The 22,149-nt window shown below is 69.8% G+C and carries 24 protein-coding genes and 1 pseudogene; 17 read left to right on the top strand and 8 right to left on the bottom strand.

The features are described from left to right. Positions 1-161 precede the first annotated feature (161 nt). From AC3CH1_RS30735 to AC3CH1_RS30700, 8 genes are all read left to right on the top strand, one after another. On the top strand, positions 162-1,358 hold the full coding sequence (locus AC3CH1_RS30735; protein ID WP_488465865.1) for a hypothetical protein: 1,197 nt from the start codon (positions 162-164) through the stop codon (positions 1,356-1,358). A 255-nt stretch (positions 1,359-1,613) separates the two neighbouring features. Beyond that, complete coding sequence (locus tag AC3CH1_RS30730) at positions 1,614-2,564, top strand: hypothetical protein (protein WP_488465864.1); 951 nt, start codon at positions 1,614-1,616, stop codon at positions 2,562-2,564. Between the two features lie 161 nt (positions 2,565-2,725). Beyond that, a complete protein-coding gene (locus AC3CH1_RS30725) occupies positions 2,726-3,553 on the top strand; it encodes a helix-turn-helix domain-containing protein (RefSeq protein WP_488465863.1) in 828 nt (275 codons plus the stop codon). Positions 3,554-3,572: 19 nt separating this feature from the next. Beyond that, a complete protein-coding gene (locus AC3CH1_RS30720; RefSeq protein WP_488465862.1) occupies positions 3,573-4,598 on the top strand; it encodes an ImmA/IrrE family metallo-endopeptidase in 1,026 nt (341 codons plus the stop codon). Between the two features lie 147 nt (positions 4,599-4,745). Next, a complete protein-coding gene (locus AC3CH1_RS30715) occupies positions 4,746-5,030 on the top strand; it encodes a DUF3892 domain-containing protein (RefSeq protein ID WP_266876187.1) in 285 nt (94 codons plus the stop codon). 104 nt (positions 5,031-5,134) lie between these two features. Beyond that, positions 5,135-5,395, top strand: a complete 261-nt coding sequence (locus AC3CH1_RS30710) for a multiubiquitin domain-containing protein (RefSeq protein WP_184580493.1) — start codon at positions 5,135-5,137, stop codon at positions 5,393-5,395. Continuing rightward, positions 5,370-6,533: a ThiF family adenylyltransferase gene (locus AC3CH1_RS30705; protein WP_488465861.1), complete on the top strand. Its 1,164-nt coding sequence runs from the start codon at positions 5,370-5,372 to the stop codon at positions 6,531-6,533. Before AC3CH1_RS30710 ends, AC3CH1_RS30705 begins: the two co-directional genes overlap by 26 nt. Further along, the gene (locus AC3CH1_RS30700; protein WP_488465860.1) at positions 6,530-6,937 is read left to right on the top strand and encodes a ubiquitination-like system serine protease family protein; all 408 of its coding nucleotides are present in this window, start codon (positions 6,530-6,532) and stop codon (positions 6,935-6,937) included. The genes AC3CH1_RS30705 and AC3CH1_RS30700 overlap by 4 nt, the downstream gene beginning before the upstream one ends. Positions 6,938-9,670: 2,733 nt before the next feature. On the opposite strand, the gene AC3CH1_RS30695 is transcribed toward AC3CH1_RS30700, so the two are convergent. Further along, entirely contained in the window at positions 9,671-9,805 is a 135-nt protein-coding gene (locus tag AC3CH1_RS30695; protein ID WP_281392946.1) for a hypothetical protein, read from the bottom strand. Positions 9,806-10,158: 353 nt separating this feature from the next. Between AC3CH1_RS30695 and AC3CH1_RS30690 the strand changes: the two genes are divergently transcribed. From AC3CH1_RS30690 to AC3CH1_RS30675, 4 genes are all read left to right on the top strand, one after another. Next, positions 10,159-10,350: a hypothetical protein gene (locus AC3CH1_RS30690; protein ID WP_488465859.1), complete on the top strand. Its 192-nt coding sequence runs from the start codon at positions 10,159-10,161 to the stop codon at positions 10,348-10,350. A 355-nt stretch (positions 10,351-10,705) separates the two neighbouring features. Further along, positions 10,706-11,350, top strand: a complete 645-nt coding sequence (locus AC3CH1_RS30685; RefSeq protein WP_488465858.1) for a transposase family protein — start codon at positions 10,706-10,708, stop codon at positions 11,348-11,350. Between the two features lie 128 nt (positions 11,351-11,478). Then, a complete protein-coding gene (locus tag AC3CH1_RS30680) occupies positions 11,479-11,667 on the top strand; it encodes a hypothetical protein (RefSeq protein WP_488465857.1) in 189 nt (62 codons plus the stop codon). Positions 11,668-11,900: 233 nt separating this feature from the next. Further along, positions 11,901-12,353 (top strand): hypothetical protein, encoded by a 453-nt coding sequence (locus AC3CH1_RS30675; protein ID WP_488465856.1) that lies wholly within the window; start codon positions 11,901-11,903, stop codon positions 12,351-12,353. A gap of 3 nt (positions 12,354-12,356) precedes the next feature. Here the strand turns inward: AC3CH1_RS30675 and AC3CH1_RS30670 are convergent, their stop codons facing one another. Next, positions 12,357-12,854, bottom strand: coding sequence for a toll/interleukin-1 receptor domain-containing protein (locus tag AC3CH1_RS30670; protein WP_061334398.1), 498 nt, complete (start codon positions 12,852-12,854; stop codon positions 12,357-12,359). Between the two features lie 737 nt (positions 12,855-13,591). Between AC3CH1_RS30670 and AC3CH1_RS30665 the strand changes: the two genes are divergently transcribed. Continuing rightward, positions 13,592-13,945, top strand: coding sequence for a VOC family protein (locus AC3CH1_RS30665; RefSeq protein ID WP_488465855.1), 354 nt, complete (start codon positions 13,592-13,594; stop codon positions 13,943-13,945). Between the two features lie 156 nt (positions 13,946-14,101). Here the strand turns inward: AC3CH1_RS30665 and AC3CH1_RS30660 are convergent, their stop codons facing one another. Next, positions 14,102-14,446, bottom strand: coding sequence for a hypothetical protein (locus tag AC3CH1_RS30660; protein ID WP_488465854.1), 345 nt, complete (start codon positions 14,444-14,446; stop codon positions 14,102-14,104). A gap of 587 nt (positions 14,447-15,033) precedes the next feature. Between AC3CH1_RS30660 and AC3CH1_RS30655 the strand changes: the two genes are divergently transcribed. From AC3CH1_RS30655 to AC3CH1_RS30645, 3 genes are all read left to right on the top strand, one after another. Beyond that, on the top strand, positions 15,034-15,642 hold the full coding sequence (locus AC3CH1_RS30655) for a GOLPH3/VPS74 family protein (RefSeq protein ID WP_488465853.1): 609 nt from the start codon (positions 15,034-15,036) through the stop codon (positions 15,640-15,642). A gap of 84 nt (positions 15,643-15,726) precedes the next feature. After that, the gene (locus tag AC3CH1_RS30650; protein ID WP_488466778.1) at positions 15,727-16,455 is read left to right on the top strand and encodes a HEAT repeat domain-containing protein; all 729 of its coding nucleotides are present in this window, start codon (positions 15,727-15,729) and stop codon (positions 16,453-16,455) included. 3 nt (positions 16,456-16,458) lie between these two features. Beyond that, complete coding sequence (locus AC3CH1_RS30645; RefSeq protein WP_488465852.1) at positions 16,459-17,457, top strand: MerR family transcriptional regulator; 999 nt, start codon at positions 16,459-16,461, stop codon at positions 17,455-17,457. Here the strand turns inward: AC3CH1_RS30645 and AC3CH1_RS30640 are convergent. Then, positions 17,436-18,725, bottom strand: a complete 1,290-nt coding sequence (locus AC3CH1_RS30640; protein ID WP_488466777.1) for a hypothetical protein — start codon at positions 18,723-18,725, stop codon at positions 17,436-17,438. The two genes, AC3CH1_RS30645 and AC3CH1_RS30640, sit on opposite strands and share 22 nt — an antisense overlap. A gap of 218 nt (positions 18,726-18,943) precedes the next feature. Next, the gene (locus AC3CH1_RS30635) at positions 18,944-19,738 is read right to left on the bottom strand and encodes a LysR family substrate-binding domain-containing protein (protein WP_488465851.1); all 795 of its coding nucleotides are present in this window, start codon (positions 19,736-19,738) and stop codon (positions 18,944-18,946) included. A gap of 58 nt (positions 19,739-19,796) precedes the next feature. On the opposite strand from AC3CH1_RS30635, the gene AC3CH1_RS30630 reads away from it, so the two are divergent. Next, positions 19,797-20,195 carry a DUF5997 family protein gene (locus AC3CH1_RS30630; protein WP_488465850.1) on the top strand — a complete coding sequence of 133 codons (399 nt, stop codon included), beginning with the start codon at positions 19,797-19,799 and terminating at the stop codon, positions 20,193-20,195. A 315-nt stretch (positions 20,196-20,510) separates the two neighbouring features. On the opposite strand, the gene AC3CH1_RS30625 is transcribed toward AC3CH1_RS30630, so the two are convergent. From AC3CH1_RS30625 to AC3CH1_RS30615, 3 genes and pseudogenes are all read right to left on the bottom strand, one after another. Continuing rightward, entirely contained in the window at positions 20,511-21,008 is a 498-nt protein-coding gene (locus AC3CH1_RS30625) for a peptidylprolyl isomerase (protein WP_488465849.1), read from the bottom strand. Between the two features lie 98 nt (positions 21,009-21,106). Further along, positions 21,107-21,292 (bottom strand): annotated as a pseudogene (locus AC3CH1_RS30620) (EstA family serine hydrolase); the annotation flags it as partial. Positions 21,293-21,572: 280 nt separating this feature from the next. Then, the gene (locus tag AC3CH1_RS30615; protein ID WP_488465848.1) at positions 21,573-22,148 is read right to left on the bottom strand and encodes a histidine phosphatase family protein; all 576 of its coding nucleotides are present in this window, start codon (positions 22,146-22,148) and stop codon (positions 21,573-21,575) included. Position 22,149: the final 1 nt, after the last annotated feature.

The raw sequence follows: 22,149 nt of genomic DNA, 5'->3' as shown, positions 1-22,149 counted from the left end.
GCGCACCCCTCGTCTGCGATACGCACCGTCATTCCTGCCGACTGTGAGAATGAGGCTTCACCGGCATGCTCGTCATGCCTGCAGCGCAGCAGCAGGCACGGGAGTCGGGTGGAGCGGTCGGGCAGCTTGTCGGTGCGGCGTCGTGCGGCGAGGATGGCAGGGTGATCGAACGTGACCATGCGCCGAACGCCGGGACGGGACTGCTCGGAGCGAACTTCAGTCGTCGCAGCCGTCTGGAACCGACCGACGACCGGGCCGGGGCCGGACGGTGGATCGCCATTGACGAGTCCGGCTACCACGGCGATCAGCTGTACGGCGGGGACCGCTACATGATCCTGGGCTCGGTGGCCATTGATGACGCCGATGCTGCCGCCATCGTGGACACCCTGCGTGTTGAGGCGGGGATCCAGAAGTCCGCGACAGAGCTGAAGTTCCAGAAGATGTTCGCCGGCCCGGCTGCGGGCCGGCGCCGTCACCTCCTGGGCGACCTGCTGGCACCCGATGGTCCGCTCCATGACCGCGCCTCGGTATACGTGATCGACAAGCACTACTTCGTCGCGGCCAAACTTGTCGACCTCCTACTGGAGGAGCGGTTCAACGCCATGGGCATCGACATCGTCATGAACGGCGTCGCCCGGCAGTTCGCCCTGGACCTGGCCACCGAAGGCCCCCGGGCGATGGGCCGCGACGGCTTCGACCGACTCATCGCCACTGCCGTGGGCTTCTTCTCCAAGAAGAACCGTACGGGCGACCATGTCACCGTCGACGAGCTCTTCACCGTCATCCAGCAGTGCCACGCCTACGCCCGTCGCCGTAAAGCCCCGCAGGCGAAGAAGGCGGCACAGGTCCTGGAGATGTTGCGCACAACCCGCCCGGAAGCCGAAGCCTTCGCCCGTGAGCGGCCGTCCGAAGCCACACCGACCGGAGAGCACGGACTGCTCGACGACTCCACCGATCCGCTCGTCACCGCCGTGCCGACGGTCATCCTCCACGCCTCGATCCGACACGGAGGCAAGCTCCAGGTCCTCGCGGACGACCAACGGCTTCTGACCGACGACAAACTCGACGTCCTGGAACGCGGGGCGACAGCCGTGGGTCTGGTGCAAGGCCTGATCGAGCAGAGCCACCTTCAGAACCTGGTCCGCGGCCGGTCAGTGGATCATGCCTCCCTCCAGCTTGCCGACCTGGTGGCAGGCGCCGGCCGGGCGGTTGCACGATGGCACGACGGCCAGGACGACGCTGCCGGGCAGGACCTTCACCTAGTAGTAGCGCCACTCGTGGACCCCAACGGCCTGCTCATGGATGAGAAGCCCGCCGATTTCGCGCGAGTCGACACCGCCCGCGCGAAGCGCCGCTGAACGCCGTGCGCTGCCGTAGCGTCGCCTGCGGCTCGAGCACCGGATGGGGCGCTGCCCGGCCGAGGTGTTGCCGTCGCTGCCCCTGCCGCCGCGCAGAGTGCTGATGCCCCGTGCCCGGACAGCAGTCGGCGAGCCCTTCCGCACGGCAAGAGGAATATGCGCGTGTCGCATGTGAGGGAGGTGGATCCTGGTGTAAGCAGGCGTGAAGCCCCACGGCCGTAGACGTCCGGCGGGGCAGGGATCGGGGTGGGGCTCGTGACAGAAAGCGCGTACGAGGAGCTGCAGACCGGCGGGTTGGGGCCAGCCACGTTCGAACTGCTGCGGAGGCTGGTTCACCAGGTGCGCCGTGGCACCGGTTTTCCGCCCCCGGAGGGGCACACGGTATGGAGCGATGACGCGGCTTACGACGTGATTAGCGCGATGTTGTCCCAGGAAGGCGCGGGACAACGGTTCGTGACCGTCTGCTTCACCCAGGCCGCCGACGAAGCCTCTTTGGAACGACTGTTTCTCACGTCGATCAAGAACTTCCTCATCGACGAGGCGAAGAAGACACCGCGAGGCAAGCTTCGGCGCCGTATCGCCCGGCGGATGGGCGAGGACGCGGCCTACCGCAAGCTCAAGGGTTCCCCGCCGCGCTGGGCACTGGCCGACCAAGCCGAAGGAGCCGTATGGCAGGGAGATCTCGACGATCTCATCGCCCAGGCCGCACAGGTGAAAGGCGTCGGCATCACCCGCTGGAACCACTCCGGCCCCACACCCCAGCAGACCGTGCGCGCCCTGATGGCCATCCTGCTGTCCGTGCTGCAGTACGCACAGGGAGCGGTACGGGAGGAAGACCTCGCCAAGGTTCTCGAGGCCCGATTCGGGCTTCTGGCACCGGCCCGCATGACCCCTCTGTTCGCCGACGAAGGGACCGTCGCCGCCATCGTCGAGCAGCATGCAGCCACCACCGCACCGGACCCGACCGGGGTCGAAGGGGTTGCCGAGGACATCTGGCAGCGCCTCTCACCCAACGAGCGTCTGCTGCTTCCCTACCTCGACAAGGACGCCCACCACGCGGCGCAACTACTGGAGATTCGGCAAGGCCATGCGGCGCTTGTCCTGTCCAACCTCAAGACGATGCTCTTTGATGCCCTCTCCGCTGACAGCGATCCCCAGGTGGTCATGGCTGCCCTGTTGCGGCGCTGCAGCGAGGCTGCGTCGTGAACAGCCCCAGTTACGTCGTCTGGACCCAGTGAGAAGAGAATGCGCTGATGGACCACAGCCGAGGAGACGGGGGAGACGGCATGAGCTCTGTCCACACCACTGCCTACCAGAGGCTTCTAGCCGCCGCAGCGAACCTGAAAGTACCCGACGCCGTCCACCGAGTGGCCACCGCAGCACCCCAGGACCCGCGCCCCGGCCAAATCTGGCGCGCGATGTGGGAGGACACCATCCAGCTGCTGCTGATCACCGCGGCCGGTGACGACGACACCGCGCGCGTCGTGCCGGCCTCATTCGAGCGGTACGCCGACGCCGACACCCTGCTTCTGCCCGCCCAGGCGACTACCCTGGAGCAGCCGCTGGCCCTGTGGTGGGGCCTGGAGACCACCGTGCCGTGGTGTGTGCTGGACCGGCAGGTCAGCGAGCTGACAAGCCGCCCCGACAATCTCACCTCCCGTGCGCTCGCCGACACAGTGACCGGCGCCCAGTGGGGGAGCCGTACCGTCTTGTCCTCAGCGGCAGGTGAGTACCGCGCCGTTCTCACCGGCCACTTCGAGGTCCTTGGCTCCGCATGGTGGACCCCGCAAGGATCGGGAGGTCTCTCCGAGCTCCTTGGTGAGCATGGGATCACCGTCAAGCAGCTCGCGGCCGAACTGAAACTGCTACCCCCTCTGGCGCTGGACGTGTGGCGGGGCCAGCAGCCCCTCACTGCCGAACAGGCCGCAAGGCTCGCCGCACTCCTCGGCCAGCCCGCCGCCCGCTTCCTCGACGCCAACCCCGCCCTGCCACCCGCCGTCGTCCACGAACTCAACCGGCCTCTGCGGCGCAGCCAGGTCAAGAAGCTCTCCGCCCAGTACAACGAGACCGAACACGCCGCCCGTCTGCGCGCCGCCTATGGCGTCTACACGCTCGCGGCACGCGACGACAACCGCACCCAGCCGAACTGGACCGCACGCACCGACCGCTACTTCGAACTCCTCCTGGACCAATAGAGAAGAGGGGTACCCCCGAGTGGTCAACTACGTGCTCGCCGGCGCCGCCCGCACCCAGGCCGCCGCCATGATCACAGAACTCGAAACGGCCCGCCCCGGTGCCGTCGAACTCCTGGCGCAAGGCGCCCTCGCGGAACTGCGGACCTGGCCCGAGCTCACCGTCAAAGACGTCCCCGAGAACGAGGCGGCCCAAGGCTGCAGCGTCGCCGGCGCGTACGACTACGGCCCCCCACCCCGCCTGTCCGTCGCCACCTCCAACAGCCACGCACGGCGGGACTTCACCGCCCTGCACGAACTCGGTCACCACCTGCAGAAGAACAGCTTCGACCTCATGGAGCCCTTCAGCAAGGAAGCCGACTGCGGCGTCCTCCTCGAAGACGCCGCCTGCGACGCGTTCGCCGCCCAGATCCTGCTCCCTGCACATCTCGTCGACCAGCACCTGGACGCCAAAGGGCCCACCGCCTCAGCGATCACCCTCCTGTGGGAGACGAGCAAAGCCTCTCGCATGGCCGTCTGCGTGCGAGCAGCCCAGCATCTCCCCGCCCCCGGTCACGTTCTCCTCCTCGACCCTGTCGGACACCTCGCTTTCGCCGCCTCCCACGGCCTGCCGCCTTTGCGGCGCGGCAGCTTCCAAGGCGACATCCCCGTCATCGACCGCGCCCTGGCCGGCCCCGGCCGCGTACAAGGACGGACCCAGGTCCGCTACCGCGACGGCATCCTCGGACGCGAACTGCACACCGATACCGCCCCCATGGACGGCTACACCGTCGCCGTCCTCGTCACCGACTCCGCCCCCTGGCGCGCCTTCACCCCGCCCACCACCGACACCGGCCCCCGGTCGCGCGACTACATCTGCGCGAACTGCGACGAGAACTACCGCTCCTTCGAACCCGCCTGCTGGCGCTGCCGCGTCCCTCACTGCCCCGAATGCGGCCGCTGCGCCTGCCCGCCGCGCACCCCCGGCCGCTCCTGCCCCGGCTGCTTCCTCAAGCACCCGCCCGCGATGTTTGCCCCGGACAGCGACCGCTGCCTCGACTGCTCCTGACACCCCGCCGGCCCCGCCAGCCACACGCGTCTTCCTACCCGCGAGTTACGTCGTCTGTCCCAGGCGAAGCACCCCACCCAGGGTGCTCACGGAACCCGGGCGCCGGCCGCGGGGACCCGTAGGAACGTCGCCGGCAGGGACAGCAACATGGCTATCCAGATCACCGCAGTGCGCCTGACGGCCGGCGGAACCGCGCACGAGCACATCACCCACCTGTGGTGGACCGAGCAGGCGACTGGCAAGACCGGCGACAACACCCGGGCCGAGATCGTCCACTGGATCGAGAACAAGGCCGGCAAGGCCTATACGAGTGACGCAGCCGGCCGCAGCACGGAAGTGCTCGTGGTGACGCCCACCCGGGGCGAGAAGTACCTGCGGACCCACGCCGACGGCGTATGGACCAACAACCTTCTCGCCCTCCCCAGGCGCTGACCGCCACAACCCCCGGGCACTCGGCGCGCCGCCCCCGTAGCGGCGCGCCGGGGTACCCCGGCATCCACAGTCCGAACACGCGCTCCCCACTTCAGGAGGACCCCATGTCCCAGGACACTCACGGGCCTAAGCCCGTCACGATCATCGTCAACGCCCGCCCCCACATCTGGGAGGCGAAGGAGATCACGTATGAGCAGGTCGTCGACCTCGCTTACCCCGGCCAGCCGCCGAACGACCAGGACACCTACACCGTCCGCTACAGCCGCGGACACGACGGCCACGGAACAGGCAGCCTCACCGCCGGCCACAGCGTCCGAGTGAAGGAGGGAATGGTCTTCGATGTCTACCGCACTTCTCGCTCGTGACCCCGACCTGTCCCGCCTCATCGACGACGGCTACGCCATCACCGTCCACGCCGGCCACATCATCGTCCGGATCCCGTACGTCACCGAGAACCGCACTGTCGAGCACGGCTTCCTCGCCCACCCGATCACCGTCAGCGGAGACCGCCTCGTCTCCGGCACCGACCACCGCATCTGGTTCGGCGGCTCCACCCCCTGCACCGAGCACGGCCACCCCCTGCCCCTGGCCACCCCCGAGAGCCGAGTGATCGCCGAGGGCATGCAGGCGAACTTCATGCTCTCCAGCAAGCCCCCGGACGGCTACCCCGACCAGTACACGAAGATCGCCGCGTACGCGCGGATCATCGCCGATCACGCCCACGCCCTCGACCCCTCAGCCACGCCCACCCCAGGCGCCGCGTGGCAGGAGATCGACGACGACAGCCCCTTCGCCTATCGCGACACCGCCACCTCCCGCGCCGGCATCACGGCTATCAACCGCCGCTTCCGGGGCCACCGGATCGTGATCGTCGGCCTCGGCGGCAGCGGCAGCTACATCCTCGACCAGGTCGCCAAGACCGAGGTCGACTCGATCCTCCTCATCGACGGCGACACTTTCGACAACCACAACGCCTTCCGCGCACCCGGCGCCCCCACCCTCGACACCCTGAGCACCCGCCCACCCAAGGCGACGCACTTCGCCTCGATCTACGCCAACATGCACCAGGGCGTGACCGCCTGCGCGCAGTACCTCGACGAGGACAACCTCGACCTCCTCAGCGGGGCGACGTTCGTGTTCCTCGCCTCCGACGACGCCGCCAGCAAGCCCATCATCATCGACTGGCTCGAAGCCCACGACGTGCCGTTCATCGACGTCGGCATGGGCATCGAAGAGATCGACGGCCGCCTCAGCGGACTGCTCCGCATCACCACCAGCCTCCCCGGCCGCCGAGACACGCCCCGCGGGCGCATCCCCCGGCCGGCACCCGAACGCGACGCCTACGCAAGCAACATCCAGACCGCGGACCTCAACGCGCTCAACGCCGTCCTGGCCGTCATCCGATGGAAACGCTCCCTCGGCATCTACGCCGACGCCACCGACGAGGCCCATACCACGTACTCACTGATCACCAACGAGATCGCCAACGAGGACCTCCCGTGACTCCGCAAGACACCCTGCGCCCGGTCTTCACCGAGACCTTCCCCCAGGCCATGGACGCAGGAGTGCTTTACATCTCGATCCCGTACCGCACCTGCGCCCACCTGTGCTGCTGCGGATGCGGGTACGAAGTCGTCACACCCCTCTCCCCGGCCCAGTGGTCCCTCACCTACGACGGCGAGAACGCCTCCCTCACCCCATCGATCGGCAACTGGTCCCTCCCGTGCCAGTCGCACTACTGGATCCGTGACGGCCGCGTCCGCTGGGCTCGCCGCTACTCGCCAGCGGAAATCGACCAGAACCGGAACCAGGACGGTCGCCTGCTGGCCGTCCACGACACCAGAGATCCCCAGCCGAAACAACGGGGAGGGATCCGCCGCCGTCTCCGGTTCTGGCACCGTCCGTAGACTGACGTGCGAGCCCCCCACTGCAATGCCAGACAAGCAGACCCCTACAACGCACTTAGCCTTGATCCACCTCGGTGGATCAAGGCTAAGCTCCGGGCCGGTAGCCAAGGCAGGCCCGCACGCGGGTGCGGCGCCCAGGAGAACAGGTAGCCAGAGATTCCACTTAGGGCCGTACGCGGAGTCGCAGAACCGTGTCGGCCTCCCGCGCGGTGGCCGCCGGCCCGGCGGCTGACGCGACGACGCTCTCGCCCATGTGACGAACACCACATCACCTTTTGCGCGTCCGAAGCGGCTGTTGGGCGTGGTGCGGGGCGGCCCGATGTGGAACCGTGCACCCCTCCTCACCAGGGCTTCGGCTGCCTTTCCCTGTCCGTGACTGTGGAGGAGCCCTGCCGGAGTGCCCTCCGTTGGGCGACGAGCGGCTGGCACGAATCGCCAGGGAAGGCTCCTCCCGCGCTGAGCTCCTGCCGGGTGGGCAGCCGACACTCCGGCACCTGCTCACGGCCCCAGGCGCCAGGAGAGCACCGAGCAGAGTCCCTCCGAATGCCCTCGCCACGGGGCCTTGGGCTGTACCTCGCCCAGTGGGACACTCCACCACGGAACAGGTCAGCCGCACCTGGGATCAATCTCGTCGGAATTCCGACGCCCAACTCTGCGCGTTCTTGTCTCGCCGTGCCGGCCCGCGCAACCGCGCATTCCTGTGTGGTGTTTCGAGGGCACGGCCATCGGCTTCGGGGGCGTCCCCGTTCGTTTCGGAGACGCGGCCGTCGACTTCGGGGGCGTCCCCGTTCGCTTCGGGAGCACGCTGCCGGGCTTCGAGGCCAGCCAGTCTCGCGGACGCAGGTCTCGGTCTCGCCTAGGTCTCGCGGGAGGTCTCGGCGTTCAACGACACAGGTCTCGTCTTCTTCGCGACAAGATCGACGTTCAGCGACACGGGGCCCGTGTGCAACGGCTGCTGTCGCGACACGACGGCGACGTCCGTGTCGACGGCGACGTCTTGTCCGCGGACATCCGCGCGGACGGATCTGGATGTCCGCCCGGATACCCCGGATGTCCGACGGGTTGTCCGCCCTCCGCTGTGACGCGGGCCCGCCGTCACGGCGGGCCGAGGACGGACCGCAACGCGGACCGGGGACGTACCGGGGACGGACCGGGCTGGGGACCGGGGACGGCGGACCGAGACGATCCCCAGCGGACCGGGACGGACCGGAGTGGGGAACCGGGCTGGGGAACAGGTGGGGACCGTCCCCGCTCGGTCCACAGCGCCTGAGCGCGTTCACGCTCGGTGATCGTGAACGCCGTAAATCAGTGAGCGTGAACGCCGTGAACTGGGACCGTGAACCGAGCTCACCGCACCGGTTCACGCTCACCCAAGAACCGGTAGTTCCAGTCGCCGTACGGGCGGCATCGCCGCCGTACTACCGCACGCGGACGGTGCACGTACAGCGCACGTACGGGTGCATTGCCGAGGCGTACGTACGGCCCCGGCGAAGGGCCGGACGAACTGCGGAGAACCCAGTTCCCGCCTGGGCGGGAAGCACTTCGCAGATCACGCGCAACTGCATCCGGTACGGCCGTACGTGCGCCGTACGGTACGGCCGCACCGGTCGTACGCCGCGGTGCTCGTACAGGCGCCGTACGAGCACCGGTACCGGTACGGATTACCGCTTCCTGATTACCGGTTCTTGGGTGAGCGTGAACTGGTGCGGTGAGCTCGGTTCACGGTCCCAGTTCACGGCGTTCACGCTCACTGATTCACGGCGTTCACGATCACCGAGCGTGAACGCGCTCAGGCGCTGTGGACCGAGCGGGGACGGTCCCCACCTGTTCCCCAGCCCGGTTCCCCACTCCGGTCCATCCAGGTCCGCTGGGGATCGTCTCGGTCCCCCAATCCGTCCCCGGTCCCCAGCCCGGTCCGTCCCCACCCGGTCCCCACTCCGGTCCGCCGGGGACCGTCCCGGTCCGCGTTGCGGTCCGTCCTCGGCCCGCCGTCACGGCGGGGGCGGACAACCCGTCGGACATCCGGGGTATCCGAGCGGACATCCAGATCCGTCCGCGCGGACTGTCCGCGGACAAGGCGTCGCCGTCGACACCGATGTCGTCGTCCGCGTCGCCGTCGACACAGACGTCGCCGTCGTGTCGCAACAGCAGCCGTTGAACACAGGCCCCGTGCCGCTGAACGCCGATCTTGTCGCGATGAAGACGAGACCTGTGTCGTTGAACGCCGAGACCTCCCGCGAGACCTATGCGAGACCGAGACCTGCGTCCGCGAGACCGAGACCTGCCCCGCGAGACCGGCTGGCCTCGAAGCCCGGCAGCGTGCTCCCGAAGCAAACGGGGACGCCCCCGAAGCCGACGGCCGCGTCTCCGAAACGAACGGGGACGCCCCCGAAGCCGATGGCCGTGCCCTCGAAACACCACACGGGATGAGGAAATGAAGTCATACGGCAGGGGCGAATCGAAAGGATGAAATGCCAACATTCGCGGATAATTGGAGGACCCCGAGATTCGACAGTTTCCCGATTCGGGAATCGGGATCCGGAATTCATTGGGTTTCGCGAATAGGAAAAGGGATGTAGGCTGGCAGCTGATCGCCAGTTCCGGGAAGCCGGACAGATCACTCGGTCCACAAATGAGTCGGGCCCCACGCCTCTGTTGCACGAGATCGTGGGGCCCCCGGTTCCGGACCTGTGATGGGCTCGGCCGTGGCATCGGCCGGGCCCATCGTTGCTGCTAGTTCAGCTGCCAGAGCTTGTACACCCAGTACGCGGCCTGGCTGGCGCGCGCGATCAGGATGCATATCTGGACGGCTGACTGCCGCTTGGTCCGGTCCGGCTTGGTTCCCTCGTCGGGGTTCCTGCCGGACACCGAATCACCTCCTCCCGGTAGACCAGCTGAAATCCACCGGAATTCTTGGAGGGGTGTCTCGACAGTAGCAGAATCACGCCTACTGAAAAGCGGCTCCCTGAATGCGGCACTCATGCGACGCGGCTAATAGTGAGAGCTGTACGGCGGCGCCGAGGCGTGGGTAATAGCTGGCTCGCGCTTCGGGCAGGTCTCGGCGTGGTTCCGGTTACGGTCTCGGCGCTGAGCCAGTGATCTTGGTTGGATTCCGAGCGAGGAGGGCCGGGAGGGCCGGGAGGGCCGGGCGCTCCAATCGGCCACGGCTTTGGTCATGGGTTGCTGTCGATCCAGGCCGTACGGCGCTCGGTGTTGAACACGTGCCAGATGCGGTCGCCGGTGGTCATCTCGATCTGCTGGCGGACGAGCCGCTCGCCCTGGTGGACGCTGCAAGCTGGATCGCCCTTGAGCCGGTTGTGGCGCTCGGGGTGCGCGTGGCCGGGGCCGGTACGGTCCGCATCACGAGCCGGGAAGATCCGCTCGCGCGTATCTGCGCGGGATCGGCGGCATGAGCTATCTCGGTTCGGCCCCGTTCGCCGCCCAGAACGTCGCAGTGATCCCGTTCAGGCCGCTGACCACTATCATCTGGCCCTCCGGTCGCCAGCTCAGTGCCCACTCGGCCGCAGCCCGCCTTCAGGCCCTGTCGGTCGGCGCCGTGTCGACGCCGCGGACACCGATTAACGTGCAACTTGAAGACACTGCCGGCCTCCGTGGGCGGCCGGGAGCGGAGCCGTGGTGGCCCGGGGGGGACCGGGAGCCCGGCTCCACGCATCGGTGGCCTGGGACGTACGCCGATCGGGGCCCTGGCGAGATTTTCGTAGACGGAGATCATCTGGGTGCTGAGGTCGCATGACGGGCAGCCTTTGAGTGTGCTCTGTTGAACTGTCGTACCTGTTACCGCACTTGGCGGGCGTGTTGGTTCTCTCGGTCGACGGCTCTGGACCCGTGGTGGTGGTCCGTGCCCGTACGCGCTCGTTTACTCCCGCGTCGCGTACGGGCTGCGGGCGGCCGAGTGGGTGGTGTCACAGCCGCTACGTCAGACGACTCGCGGATGCCTCGCTGGGTGGTCGTCCGGTGTTGATCGAGTTGAGTGTGCGGCGTCTGTACTGCGAGAACGCCGCTTGCGCGAAGTTGACGTTCGTCGAGCAGGTGCCGGGTCTGACCGTGCGCTACCAGCGGCGCACGCCGCTGCTGCAGCACATGGTCGAGGCGGTGGGAGTGCTGCTGGCGGGCCGGGGCGGCGCCCGGATGCTGAAGGTCCTGCACGTCGGGCTCTCGCGGTGCACCGTCCTGTCCCAGCTGATGCGGATCCCGCTGCCGCCTCTGCAGACGCCGAGAGTCCTGGGCGTGGACGACTTCGCCCTCTACAGAGACACGTACGGGACTCTTCTGGTCGACGCCACCACCCGGCTCCCGCTCACGCTCTGGGAAGGACGGGACGCTGAGCAGTTGGCCCGGTCGCTCATCGGGAGCAGCCAGAGCGCGGCAAAGGCATTCGACACGGTCAGATAGGCGAGATGCAGGAGCACGAGTGGTCATCATGCCGTGGCAACTGGCAGCGGCCGCCAGCGGGATGGCCTGCGCGGACGAGATTCTCGGCACGCACAGTGCTCAGCGTCCCGACGCTGGTCACCCTCGCCATGCCCGCTGGTCAGTTCCTGATCGTGGACAAGGACGCCGTGCTCGGTGCGTGGGGGCAGGTCGTCCTCGCCGTGAGCGAGCACGCCTACTTCGGCAGCGGCAGCATCGCCGTCCGCGGGACGTGCCGGTTCGGCGCTCGCATCGTGGACGCCGACCGAGTCGTCGAGCTGACCATCGCGGACGACTGAGCCACCCGGCTACCAGGTCGGGTGGGGGCTGCCGCTCCTGCCCGGCCCGGACGTCCGGTTGTTGTGCAGACGACGACCCAGGGGGGTGACCCCACGGGGACGAGATCTCTGATTCTCGGCATAGCAACGAGACACACAGGAGAAATTCACGGCACCATTCGTTGCCCTCCCTCGCACCCATCGCGGTGCTCCTCAGCTCCCTGCTCCGGCACGAACAACGAATGGTGGCTACCATGGCCGACGACGATGTCCTCCGCGACACCGACCTGCTCGCCGACGTGCGGTCGCACCCGTCCGTCGCGCTGATGGTCGCCGGGGCCAACGGGCAGGCTCGCCGCATCGCCCCCGGCCTGTTTGGTGCGGACACGACCGACGCCCAGAGGTCCGAAGCTCGCCTGACGCTGCTGGGGGCGATCACCCGATGGACGCAGCACGGTGCCGATGCCGTCCAGCAGCAGACCGCCGGCTCGTTCTCGCTCGGTGTGGATGCCCGGCTGTCGTCGGGCTACCGGCTGTGGCCGAGCGAGGTGCAGCAGCTCCGCGAGATCGTCAGCGGACCACAACCACGACGCGCGTTCGTAGTGGACCGGGTGCCGGTGCAGCGCACCGACCGTGAGCACCACCCCGGCTGCGACTTTTTCTTCTCTCGCGGCAACGGCATCGACTGCTCGTGCGGGTTGAGCTGAGCGTCAGGCAGCGGGAAGCGCGGCGGCAGCAGCAGCGATCTTGGCGGCGACGGCGTCGAGCGACGATTCCTTTGTGCTCAGCCCGGAATGGGACGCGAGCATGGGGCTGACGTCGTAGAGCTCGTCGAAGGTCACCCCGTGCGTCACGGGCACGACGCGATTGGTATTGAGCAGGACGGCGAGTTCCTTTTCGGCGATGCCCTCGTTCTTGATGCTCTCAAGTAGGGATGGCGTGACCAGCACGATGCCGATGCGGGAGTTACGAAGCCCCTTGTCGATCTCGCGCATCTGCAGCGAACCGAGCGGGATGTCTTCCTCGCTGAACCACACCGTCGCGCCACTGGTCTTCAGGTGGCCGTAGAGCTCCTTCGCGCTGCCCTCACGGTCGTTCCAGGCGTGGCACAGGAAGAGGTCTCGCTTGTCCGGGTACGTCTGGGCCTGTACCGCAGCCTTCTCGGCGTAGGGCTCGACCGCCTGCCACTCGGTCGGGGTGTACGACACCGTCCTGCCGGACCTGGTGCGACGCGAGGTCCCACCTCCGGACGAGCCGTACGACGAAGACCGGCCTCCGCCGCCGCTGCTGTACGAGGAGCCCGACGGGTATGACGACCGGGAGTACGACCTTCCCCAGTTGCTGCACGCTGGGCAGTTCGCGGCTCCACTCGCGGTGCGGTGGCCTCGGGAGGGTGCTGTGCATTGCGCCATGGCCCCATGGTAGGGGGGAACCACCGACACAGTGTCGTAGTTACTGCACAGCCTTCCCGCCTGACGCCTATCCGTGACGGAACTCCACCACGTCGTCGGACAGGTATCGAGTCCTCCAGCTGCGTCAAGTAAGCGTGCCCTGGCTGCCGCGATTGAGAACAGAGCAGGCGTCTCCTAACCTCGCGCTTTCATGAAGCCCGGTGCTCAGCACCCAGATGATCTCCGTCTACGAAAATCTTGCCAGGGCCCCGATCGTCCCCAGTTACGTACGACTCCGTCGCGCACCACCGCGTACGACTTCCTCGCGCAAGGCTCTTCGGCTACACAGCTGCTCTGGCTACACAGCGCTACGTGACCAAGGTGTGCCAACTAACACTCTCCATGTGCCAACAAAAATTCTCGGTCACACCCGGTTCGTCGAGACCGAGCGGGCAAGTCTTCGGAAAGCGGTACGGGAGGCGGGGCGAGCGGGCCGTTCCGGGGACGTGGAGGCCGCGACCCGTACACCGCAGGCCCTGTTTATGCTCACACCCATGGCACTCGAATGGGAACAGATCATCGTCGACTCCGCCGACCCCATCGCCCTCGGGCGCTGGTGGGCCGAGGCTCTCGACTGGGTAGTGGTCGACGAATCCGAGGAGATCATCGAGATCCGGCCCGAGCCGGACCGGATGCCGGGGCTGCTCTTCGTTCCCGTCCCCGAGGGCAAGACGTCGAAGAACCGGCTGCACCCCGACTTCCGCCCCGACGACCAGGGGGCCGAGGTCGCCCGACTGCTCTCCCTCGGCGCCCGGCGCCGCGACACCGTGCAGGACGGGCAGCACTGGGTGACCCTCCTCGACCCTGAGGGCAACGAATTCTGTGTCCTGGGCGAGCGGAGGAGCTGAGCGGGGCCGGGCAGCCGTTCGGGCGGAGGCGCCGGACGGTCTCGTACAGGACGCCCCCAGCACGTCCGGCCGCCCGTGGCTCCTCAGGGAGTCACGAGCGGCGGCGTGTGCAGCGGTGATTCAGGGGTGTGCGACGGCTCGGTATACGACAGTGCGTCAGTGGAAGACGACCGAACGCACCTTCAGCCGCTCCGAGGCCCCGCCGGTGTGCGGGCGGAGGTGGAAGGAAGCACCCTCGCAGTCGACGCCCGTGAAGACCTCCGCCCAGGCGTCCGTGCGGTTCTTCGGGGAGTGCCCGGGCTCGGGGTTCTCCAGGCCGACGCCCGGGAGGTTGACGCACTCGCCGCTGGGCGGGCTGTTCAGGAAACCGGTCGCCTCATATCCCTCGACGGTCACGTAGTCGTAGCGGAACTGCCCCTCGGCGGCCGAGGCGGAGGAGGGGACGGCGGCGAGCAGCAGAGCGGCGCCGAGAGCGGCGGCGAAGGTGGAGCGGAAGCGCATGGGGGAAATCCTTCTGGTGGTGAGGGTGTCGCCGTGGCCCTCTTCCCGGCAGGCAGGGCCGGTCGCGGGTGGGGCCGGGCGGGGAAACGTGTTTCCGCAGGCGCGCCGACGCACGGGTCGCCGAGGCGACAGCGTCGTGACACTGCGCACACATGATGACACACAGAGCAACTGACCATGATCCGGAGCCGACCGCGGCTGCTCGGCGAGCAGGGGGGCGACTGGTGCGGCGACGCCCGGCGGAGAACGACGCCGGGACCACCCGGCGCCCTCCCCGGGAACGTGACGCAGCCGTGCGGTACGGAGCGGGGAGCGGGGAGCGGGGAGCGGGGAGCGGGGAGCGGGGAGCGGGGAGCGGGGAGCGGGGAGGACGGTCGTCCCACGCGCCCACCGGATCAGCCCAGGGGTCACACCGGGAGACGGCCATCGCCTTTGTCGGACCCAACGCCGGACCTGCGCCCGGCCCAGGGCCGGACGGCCCGGGTGGGGGCGATACTGGTGGCAGCAGTCGCCCCGCCGCCGTACCGGCTCCTGGCCGGGGCGGCCGGTGGGGCCCGCTTTGCCGATGTCTCTGAGGGGAGCCGTTCATGACCACGGCGAAAGACCTGTTCATCATCGCCATGGATCCGGTACCGGAGCACACCGTGGGGCAGGGCGACCTGTCGCTCGCCCTCGCGGGAGCCGAACTGCTCGATCTCGTCGGGGCGGGAACCGTCACCGTGGACGGCGACCTCATCGTGCCGGGCGGGCCGTCGACGCCGGACGACCCGCTTCTCGGCGAGGCCGCCGCACGGATCACGCGGCAACCGCCCCACGAGCGGATCGATGACTGGCTGTGGCGCCGCGGCCGGGACCTCGCGGCCACCTACCAGGACGCTCTGGAGAAGGACGGCGAGCTCACACAGAAGAGGAGCGGTCGGCTGCCCTTCGGCCCCAGGCGCGTGGAGCTGGTCGACACCCCCGGCCGCCGCCGGGCCTTCGGCCGCCGGGAGGAGGGGGAGCCCGTCCTGGCCGCCCTCGCGTCGGCCGTGGGCATCGACGGCGGACGGTCCGGCGACGACGAGCCCCGCCTCGACGACGAGACGGTGACGACCGTGGTCGCCACCGTCCACGAAGCGGTGATGGAGCTGGAGGCCGTACGCCAACGGCGGACCATCGAGAACACCGCTTTCGCCAACGTCTGGCGCGGCCCGTGAGCCGGGCCCCCGGCCGAGGCACACGGCAGGGTTGACCTTGACACGGTGACAAGCTCTTCACTGCTTGCCGAGGAGGTGGTCTCGATGACGGTCACGGGACACGACACGGACACGGTACGAGCGCTGCGGGGGCTGGAGGACGACCGCGCGTCGGTGCGGCTGCGCGCCGCCCTGGCGGTCGGCTCGGCGCCGGACCCGCGCTGCGTCGGCACGCTCGTCGAGCGGTGCGCGGTCGAGCCGGAGTTCTTCGTACGCGACATGCTGACGTGGGCTCTCACCCGTCACCCGGTGTCCCTCACCCTTCCCCCGCTGCTCCGCGAGCTGCGCTCCGAGCGGACGCGGGCGCGGAGCCAGGCGCTGCACACGCTGTCCAAGATCGGGGACGGGCGGGCGTGGCCGGCGATCACCCGGGCGCACATGACCGACGCCGACGACGAGGTGGCGCGGAGTGCCTGGCGGGCGGCGGTGGTACTCGTACCGGGCGGGGAGGAGGCCGCGTTGGCGGTACTGCTGGCGACGCAGCTCGGGCGCGGCGGGCGGGAGACCCGGCTGAGTCTCAGCCAGGCCCTGGTCGCCCTGGGGGACGCGGCGGCGCCGGCTCTGGCCGCCGCGACGCGGAGCCCCGACCCGCTCGTCCACGCGCACGCGCTCGCCACCCAACGGCTGCTGAGCGACCCGGACGCCGGATTCACGCTCGCCGTGGAGGAGGCGAAGCGCGTCGTGGCCCTCGACGGCCAGAGCGGCCCCGGTGACTCCGGGGACACCGGGGACGGCTCCGATCGCTCCGGTCGCTCTGGTGCGGAAGGTCCCTGAGGCGTGTTGATCGGTGAAGTCGCGCGGCGGTCGGGAGTCAGTGCCCGCATGCTGCGGCACTACGAGTCGCTCGGCCTGGTGCGGCCGTCGGGCCGCACCGGGTCGGGTTACCGGGAGTACTCGGGGAAGGACATCCAGCGGATCTTTCATGTCGAGAGCCTGCGGGCGCTGGGGCTGTCGCTGCGCGAGATCGGGCGAGCCCTCGACGACCCCGGCTTCACACCCTCGGCACTCGTCGAGGACCTGATCCGTCGGACGCGCGAACGCATCGCGGTGGAGACCGAGTTGCTCACCCGGCTGCACCGCGTCCACGCCACGGATCCGGCCGGCTGGGAGGACGTCCTCCAGGTCGTCACGCTCCTGGGGGCGTTGGGATCCCGGAGCCCCGCCGACCGCCAGCGCGCCGCCCTCGCCTCGGTCGACGAGGTACCGGTGGAGGCCCTGGTCGAGGCGGCGCTCGGCGAGGGCGACCCGCATGTGGCCGGGGCCCTCCGGTGGGCAGTGGCTCGATCGGGCGGCCGAGGCCCGGCGCTGCTGGCGGAGGGGCTCGGCTCACCGGAGGCGGCGGTGCGGGAACGCGCCGTACGCTCCCTCGCCGAGATGCCCGGCGGTGAGGCCACCGCGCTGCTGCGGGACGCCCTGGCGAGCCCCGACGCCGTGGTCCGCGGCTACGCCGCCCTGGCCCTCGGGACGCGCGGCGAGGCCGATGCGGTCCCGTTGCTCGTCGACCTGGTCCTGGCGGGGACGAACGACACCGATGCGGCCGACGCGCTGAGCCTGCTGGCCGGCGACGACACGGCGGCGGACCGGATCGCGGCCGTGCTCGCCGACCGCCTCTCCCGCGACACCACCGGCGCGTCGGCGCGCGGGCGACTGACCCAGGCGCTGGGCGGCGTCCCGGGGACGGCTTCCTCACGTGCTCTCGGGGAGCTGCTGCACGACGAGGACCGTGCCGTCGCACTGACCGCGGCGTACCTTCTTCAGCTGCGCGACGTGGGGTGACGGGCCTCGCCCGGGACGTCGGCCGGGACGCCGCCCACGGGAACCGGTGCGGCGTGTGGCGAGGTGTCCTCGTCGGGCGGGGAGTAGGTCGGCGGCCGGTCCAGGAGCAGCGGAATCGTCAGGACGGGCAGCAGCCAGACGAACACGATGAGGCGGTGGCCGAGCAGTTGGTCGAGATTCGGGTGGCCCGCCTGGTTGAGGAGGCCCGCCGCCCCTGCCGCCAGGGCGACGGGCAGCACCACGGAGCGCCGTCTCAGCAGCGCCCAGGCCGAGAGCGCGAGCAGGACGGGGAGGACCGGGTAGGTGGCCTGGCGTCGGAGCCACGCCGACCAGAAGACCCGCTCCTGGACGAAGAACTCGGGCCAGGGGTCGGGCCGGTCGGGGCGCTGGTAGTGATGGGTCAGCAGGTCCTGGGCACTGTCCTGGCCCATGGGCCAGGACAGGAGATGCGCCCCGGCGTAGACGATCGCCGCCAGCACACCGCACAGTCCGGCCGCCCGGAGTACGGGGGCGAGCTCCCGACGCTTCAGCCGGAGCCACCCGGCCCAGGCCAGGAAGACGCCCGCGAGAGCGGCCGCCAGCAGCAGGGCCTGCGAGTAGCGGACGAGGAACATCAGGGCGAGGCCGCCCGCGACGAGCGCCGTGCCCGTACGGGGCCGGTCCCGCAGCAGCAGGACGCAGCCGAGGAGGACCGCCGTACCGAGCGCCAGGGAGAGCCCGTCGCTCAAGGGGTTCATGGCGACGGTGCCGGTGGGCAGGGCGAGGTACAGGGCCTGCCCGGCCAGCCCGGCCCGCCGGGAAGCCCCCGCGGCCCGGAGGGTGAGCAGGACGCAGACGCTTCCGGCCAGCGCGACGACGAGCCCGGCGAGCCAGAGACCCCAGGTGGCTCCGAAGGCGGCCACGAAAGGGACCAGGAACAGCGGATAGCCGGGCCTGGCCTCGAAGATGGCCATGAAGCGCTGGTTGGCGAACGGTGCGGTCATCCCCGACGTGTTGCCGTGGTCCGACCAGTACGCGACCGAGTCGTTCAACCGGCGCGCACAACTCTCCTCCGACTCTCCCGCGGCCTTCCTGCTGGTCCAGGGGATGAAGTCCAGTGCGTGCTGCCCGCTGGCACAGGAGTAGCCGATGGCCAGCCGGCCCGCCTCCTGGCGGTCCGCGCCGCTGAGGCTCAGGGCGTAGGAGAGGTAGTTCTTCGTGTCGGGCGAAGCCCGCCCGGTGACCGCTGTCAGCTGGAACCCGGCGAAGAACACGGCGATGAGCAGCATCCCGACGAGGCCGAGACGCCGGCTTCCGCGAGTGCTCGGCAACGGCCCGCGCGCGGTCGGCGACCACCTGCGGATGTACGGCATCGGTCTGCGGATGTTCGGCATCGGACGGACGCTCCCCTGCATACGGCGGTTGCTCCATCAACGAGACAACCGGCGTGTGGTGGCGTTCGCGGGCCGAACCCGGAGGCGACGGCCGCGGGCCGGAGCTCGGTACGCTACCGGCCCCGCGGCTTTCCGCGCTTGCCGCCCTGGCCGCCGGTCCGGCCGCCCGCCTGGGGCTTTTTGCCCGCCGCGGACCTGTTCCGGGCGCCGCCCGCGCCGCCGCCCGCCCCACCCCGCTTGGCCTTGCTGTCCTTGGCCTTGGCCTTGTCCTTCGCCGGACGCGGCGGGGTGGCCGCGCGGCCACGGGTGCTGTTGACGGTGCGCCCCCGGACGATCCCGATGAACTCCTCCACCAGGTCGGGGGTGGCCTCCGCCTCGGGCCAGGACAGGGCGACGCGTGACTCGGGAGCTTCCGGGACAGGACGGTAGGTGAGGTCCTTGCGGTGGTGGAGGCGGGCCAGGGACTGCGGGACGAGGAGGACGCCCACGCCCGCCGCCACCAGTTCGATCGCGTCCGCCGTGGTCGCCGGGCGTTCGACGGCGGGGCGGCCGGGCAGGGTCTCCCAGGCGAGGAGGTCGTCCAGCGGGTGCAGCACGATCTCGTCGGACAGCTCGGCGAGCGACACCTCCTCCGCGGCGGTCGCGACGTGGTCCTTGGGGATCACGACGACGGTCGTCTCTGTGTAGAGGGGGATGGCGCTCAGGACGTCCCGGTCGACCGGGAGCCGTACGAGACCGGCGTCCGCGCCGCCGTCCGCCAGCAGCTCCGGCGCCTCGGCCGCGGTGGCCTGGACGAGTTCCAGAGAGGTGTGGGGCAGCCGCTCGCGCCAGACCCTCACCCACTTGGTGGGCGTCACGCCGGGAACGTACGCGAGCCTGAAGGATGAGGGGATGTCCGAGCCTGTCACGGAACCAGGCTACCGGCAGGTGGTCGGAGGTATGTCCCATGGTCGATACCCTGGACCCATGACGTCGCACAAGACCGCCCAGACCATGAAGCCCGCCACGGCGGCGAAGAAGCTGGGTGTGTACCTCCAGGCCACCCCCGCCGAGTTCCAGGAGGGTGCCGTCTCCCGCACCGAGCTCAACGCCCTCCAGACCGACCCGCCCGCCTGGCTGGTGGAGCTGCGCCGCACCGGCCCGCACCCCCGTCCGGTCGTCGCCGCGAAGCTCGGCATCTCCATCGCGGGGCTCGCCCGCGGCGGGGTCTCCGAGGCGCTCACCACCGAGCAGATCGACGCGCTGAGGGACGAGATGCCCGAGTGGCTCGAGAAGGAGCGCGCCACGCAGGCCGAGGTGCGCAAGGAGTCCGCCCGGATCAAGGAGCGCAACGCCGAGCGGGCCGCGCAGTCCGGTCGGCAGTAGCCCCCTCATCAGCAAGCCGGCCGGCAGCGGACCGGCGGACGAACGCGCCGGGTGTCAGGGCCGAGGGCCCCGTCCCTGAGGGAACTGGGCCGGGCTCACCGCACGATGGGTCGTCTCGGCCGGTTCTCGTGCGGCTCGGTGCGTCGCATCGCGCCTCCCCCGCTGTAGACACGTCGAATTTTGCCCGAGTCCGGGGATGGCGTGGCAGGGAAACCGGCGGTCGCATGCCACGGGCCCGTGGCCGGGTTCCGCCCCGCCGACGCGTACGTCGGAGGAACGGAACCCGGCCACGGGCCCGTCGGGTTGTCGGACCGGTCAGAGAACGCCGGACTTGTCGATGGTGACCTTGGCGCGGGTCTTGCCGCTGGAGGAGCCGAGCGCCTCGATCTTGCGGACCAGGGCCATGCTGTCGTCGTCGGCGACCTCGCCGAAGACCACGTGCTTGCCGTCCAGCCACGGGGTGAGCACCGTGGTGATGAAGAACTGCGAGCCGTTGGTGTTCTTTCCGGCGTTGGCCATCGAGAGCAGACCCACACGGTCGTGCTTGAGCGTGAAGTTCTCGTCGGCGAACTTCTCGCCGTAGATGCTCTTGCCGCCGGTGCCGTCACCGCGGGTGAAGTCGCCGCCCTGGAGCATGAAGTCCGTGATGACGCGGTGGAAGGACGAGCCGGCGTAGCCGAAGCCCTTCTCGCCGGTGGCGAGCGCGCGGAAGTTCTCCGCCGTCTTGGGGACGACGTCGTCGAACAGGTTGAACGTGATCCGCCCTGCGGACGCATCGTCGATGGTGATGTCGAAGTAGACCTTGGTTGTCATGGTGACATCCTCACATTCCTGGCAACCGCAGGTGAAACCCGGGTTGGGTCGGCACGTCGGACGCCCTGTTCCGCGCGCCTCCCGAGGGCCTCCCCGTGGGCCGCGTGGACGGCGTTCACCAGGGCCGTCCCGCGCGGGTCGTCGGCGAGCCGGGAGCCCATCCGGTTCATGACGTACCCGACGGCGATCGAGGCAGCCGAGTCGGCCGGACCGCAGGAGCCACCCGCGGCGTCGTGGCCGAGCGCCCGCGGGCCGGGGCCGCAGAAGCGGTTCCCACCGCCCAGTCAGAGGCCGAGGGCGTTGACCAGGCGCCCCACTCTCCCCGGGGCGGGGGCGCGGGCCGCCTCGGCCCCGCGGCTCCAGAGGTCCACCGCAGGCTTCCCGTCGACCAGGATGGTCACCGCCGCGCCCGGGTCAAAAAGCTCGGTTCGCCGCGTCCGGTTCACCGCGCTCCGGTCACCGCGCTCGGTGAAGTTCTCCTCGAAGACATCCCGGTCTCCGGTGAACGGGTCGCCGCAGTGACCGTCGAGCCACGGCCCGGGGCCTCCCCCGGCCCCGCCCCGGTCAGCGGATGCCCGCCTCCAGGCTCAGGCTCCAGCGGCCCGGCAGGCCGGTCAGCGTGATGGTGGACAACGGACGGACGTCGACGTTCCAGTACGCGGAGGGCGGGGCGTTCAGGGCGTAGACGAGGGCGGCCCGGATCACGGCGGGTTCGGCGACCGCGACGACGAGGCCGTCGGCGGCGGGACGGGTGTCCAGCCAGCCGCCGACCCGCCCGATGAAGCCGAGCATCGACTCGCCGCCGTGCGGAGCGCTGCGCGGGTCCGCCAGCCAGTGGTCCACGGCGGCCGGTTCCCGGGCGGTGGCCTCGCCCAGCGTCAGCCCACGCCAGCGGCCCATGTCCCAGTCGCGCAGGGCCGGCTGCGCCATCGGCGCGAATCCGAGGGCGTCCCCGGTGGCACGGCTGCGCGGAGTGGGCGAGCAGTAGCGCAGCTCGGCGGCGCCGAGCGGCACGAGCGTGTGGGCGACGAGCTGCACCTCGTGCCAGCCGGCCTGGTCGAGCGGCCGGTCGTCGTCGAAGCGTTCGGCCAGCCGGGAGGAGCTGCGCGCCGCTGCGACCAGGGAGACCCGAAGCGTCATG

It is taken from the genome of Streptomyces sp. MGP-P1, from assembly GCF_057766565.1.
Note: the sequence above shows the minus strand (reverse complement) of the source record. Positions and strands in the feature narration are given on the sequence as shown.

Coding starts and splice junctions, on each gene's coding strand:
- AC3CH1_RS30715 (WP_266876187.1), top strand. CDS start 4,746: ATGGCTATCCAGATCACCGCAGTGCGCCTGACGGCCGGCGGAACCGCG.
- AC3CH1_RS30710 (WP_184580493.1), top strand. CDS start 5,135: ATGTCCCAGGACACTCACGGGCCTAAGCCCGTCACGATCATCGTCAAC.
- AC3CH1_RS30705 (WP_488465861.1), top strand. CDS start 5,370: ATGTCTACCGCACTTCTCGCTCGTGACCCCGACCTGTCCCGCCTCATC.
- AC3CH1_RS30680 (WP_488465857.1), top strand. CDS start 11,479: ATGCCCGCTGGTCAGTTCCTGATCGTGGACAAGGACGCCGTGCTCGGT.
- AC3CH1_RS30675 (WP_488465856.1), top strand. CDS start 11,901: ATGGCCGACGACGATGTCCTCCGCGACACCGACCTGCTCGCCGACGTG.
- AC3CH1_RS30665 (WP_488465855.1), top strand. CDS start 13,592: ATGGCACTCGAATGGGAACAGATCATCGTCGACTCCGCCGACCCCATC.
- AC3CH1_RS30660 (WP_488465854.1), bottom strand. CDS start 14,446: ATGCGCTTCCGCTCCACCTTCGCCGCCGCTCTCGGCGCCGCTCTGCTG.
- AC3CH1_RS30655 (WP_488465853.1), top strand. CDS start 15,034: ATGACCACGGCGAAAGACCTGTTCATCATCGCCATGGATCCGGTACCG.
- AC3CH1_RS30650 (WP_488466778.1), top strand. CDS start 15,727: ATGACGGTCACGGGACACGACACGGACACGGTACGAGCGCTGCGGGGG.
- AC3CH1_RS30640 (WP_488466777.1), bottom strand. CDS start 18,725: ATGCTGCTCATCGCCGTGTTCTTCGCCGGGTTCCAGCTGACAGCGGTC.
- AC3CH1_RS30630 (WP_488465850.1), top strand. CDS start 19,797: ATGACGTCGCACAAGACCGCCCAGACCATGAAGCCCGCCACGGCGGCG.
- AC3CH1_RS30625 (WP_488465849.1), bottom strand. CDS start 21,008: ATGACAACCAAGGTCTACTTCGACATCACCATCGACGATGCGTCCGCA.
- AC3CH1_RS30615 (WP_488465848.1), bottom strand. CDS start 22,148: ATGACGCTTCGGGTCTCCCTGGTCGCAGCGGCGCGCAGCTCCTCCCGG.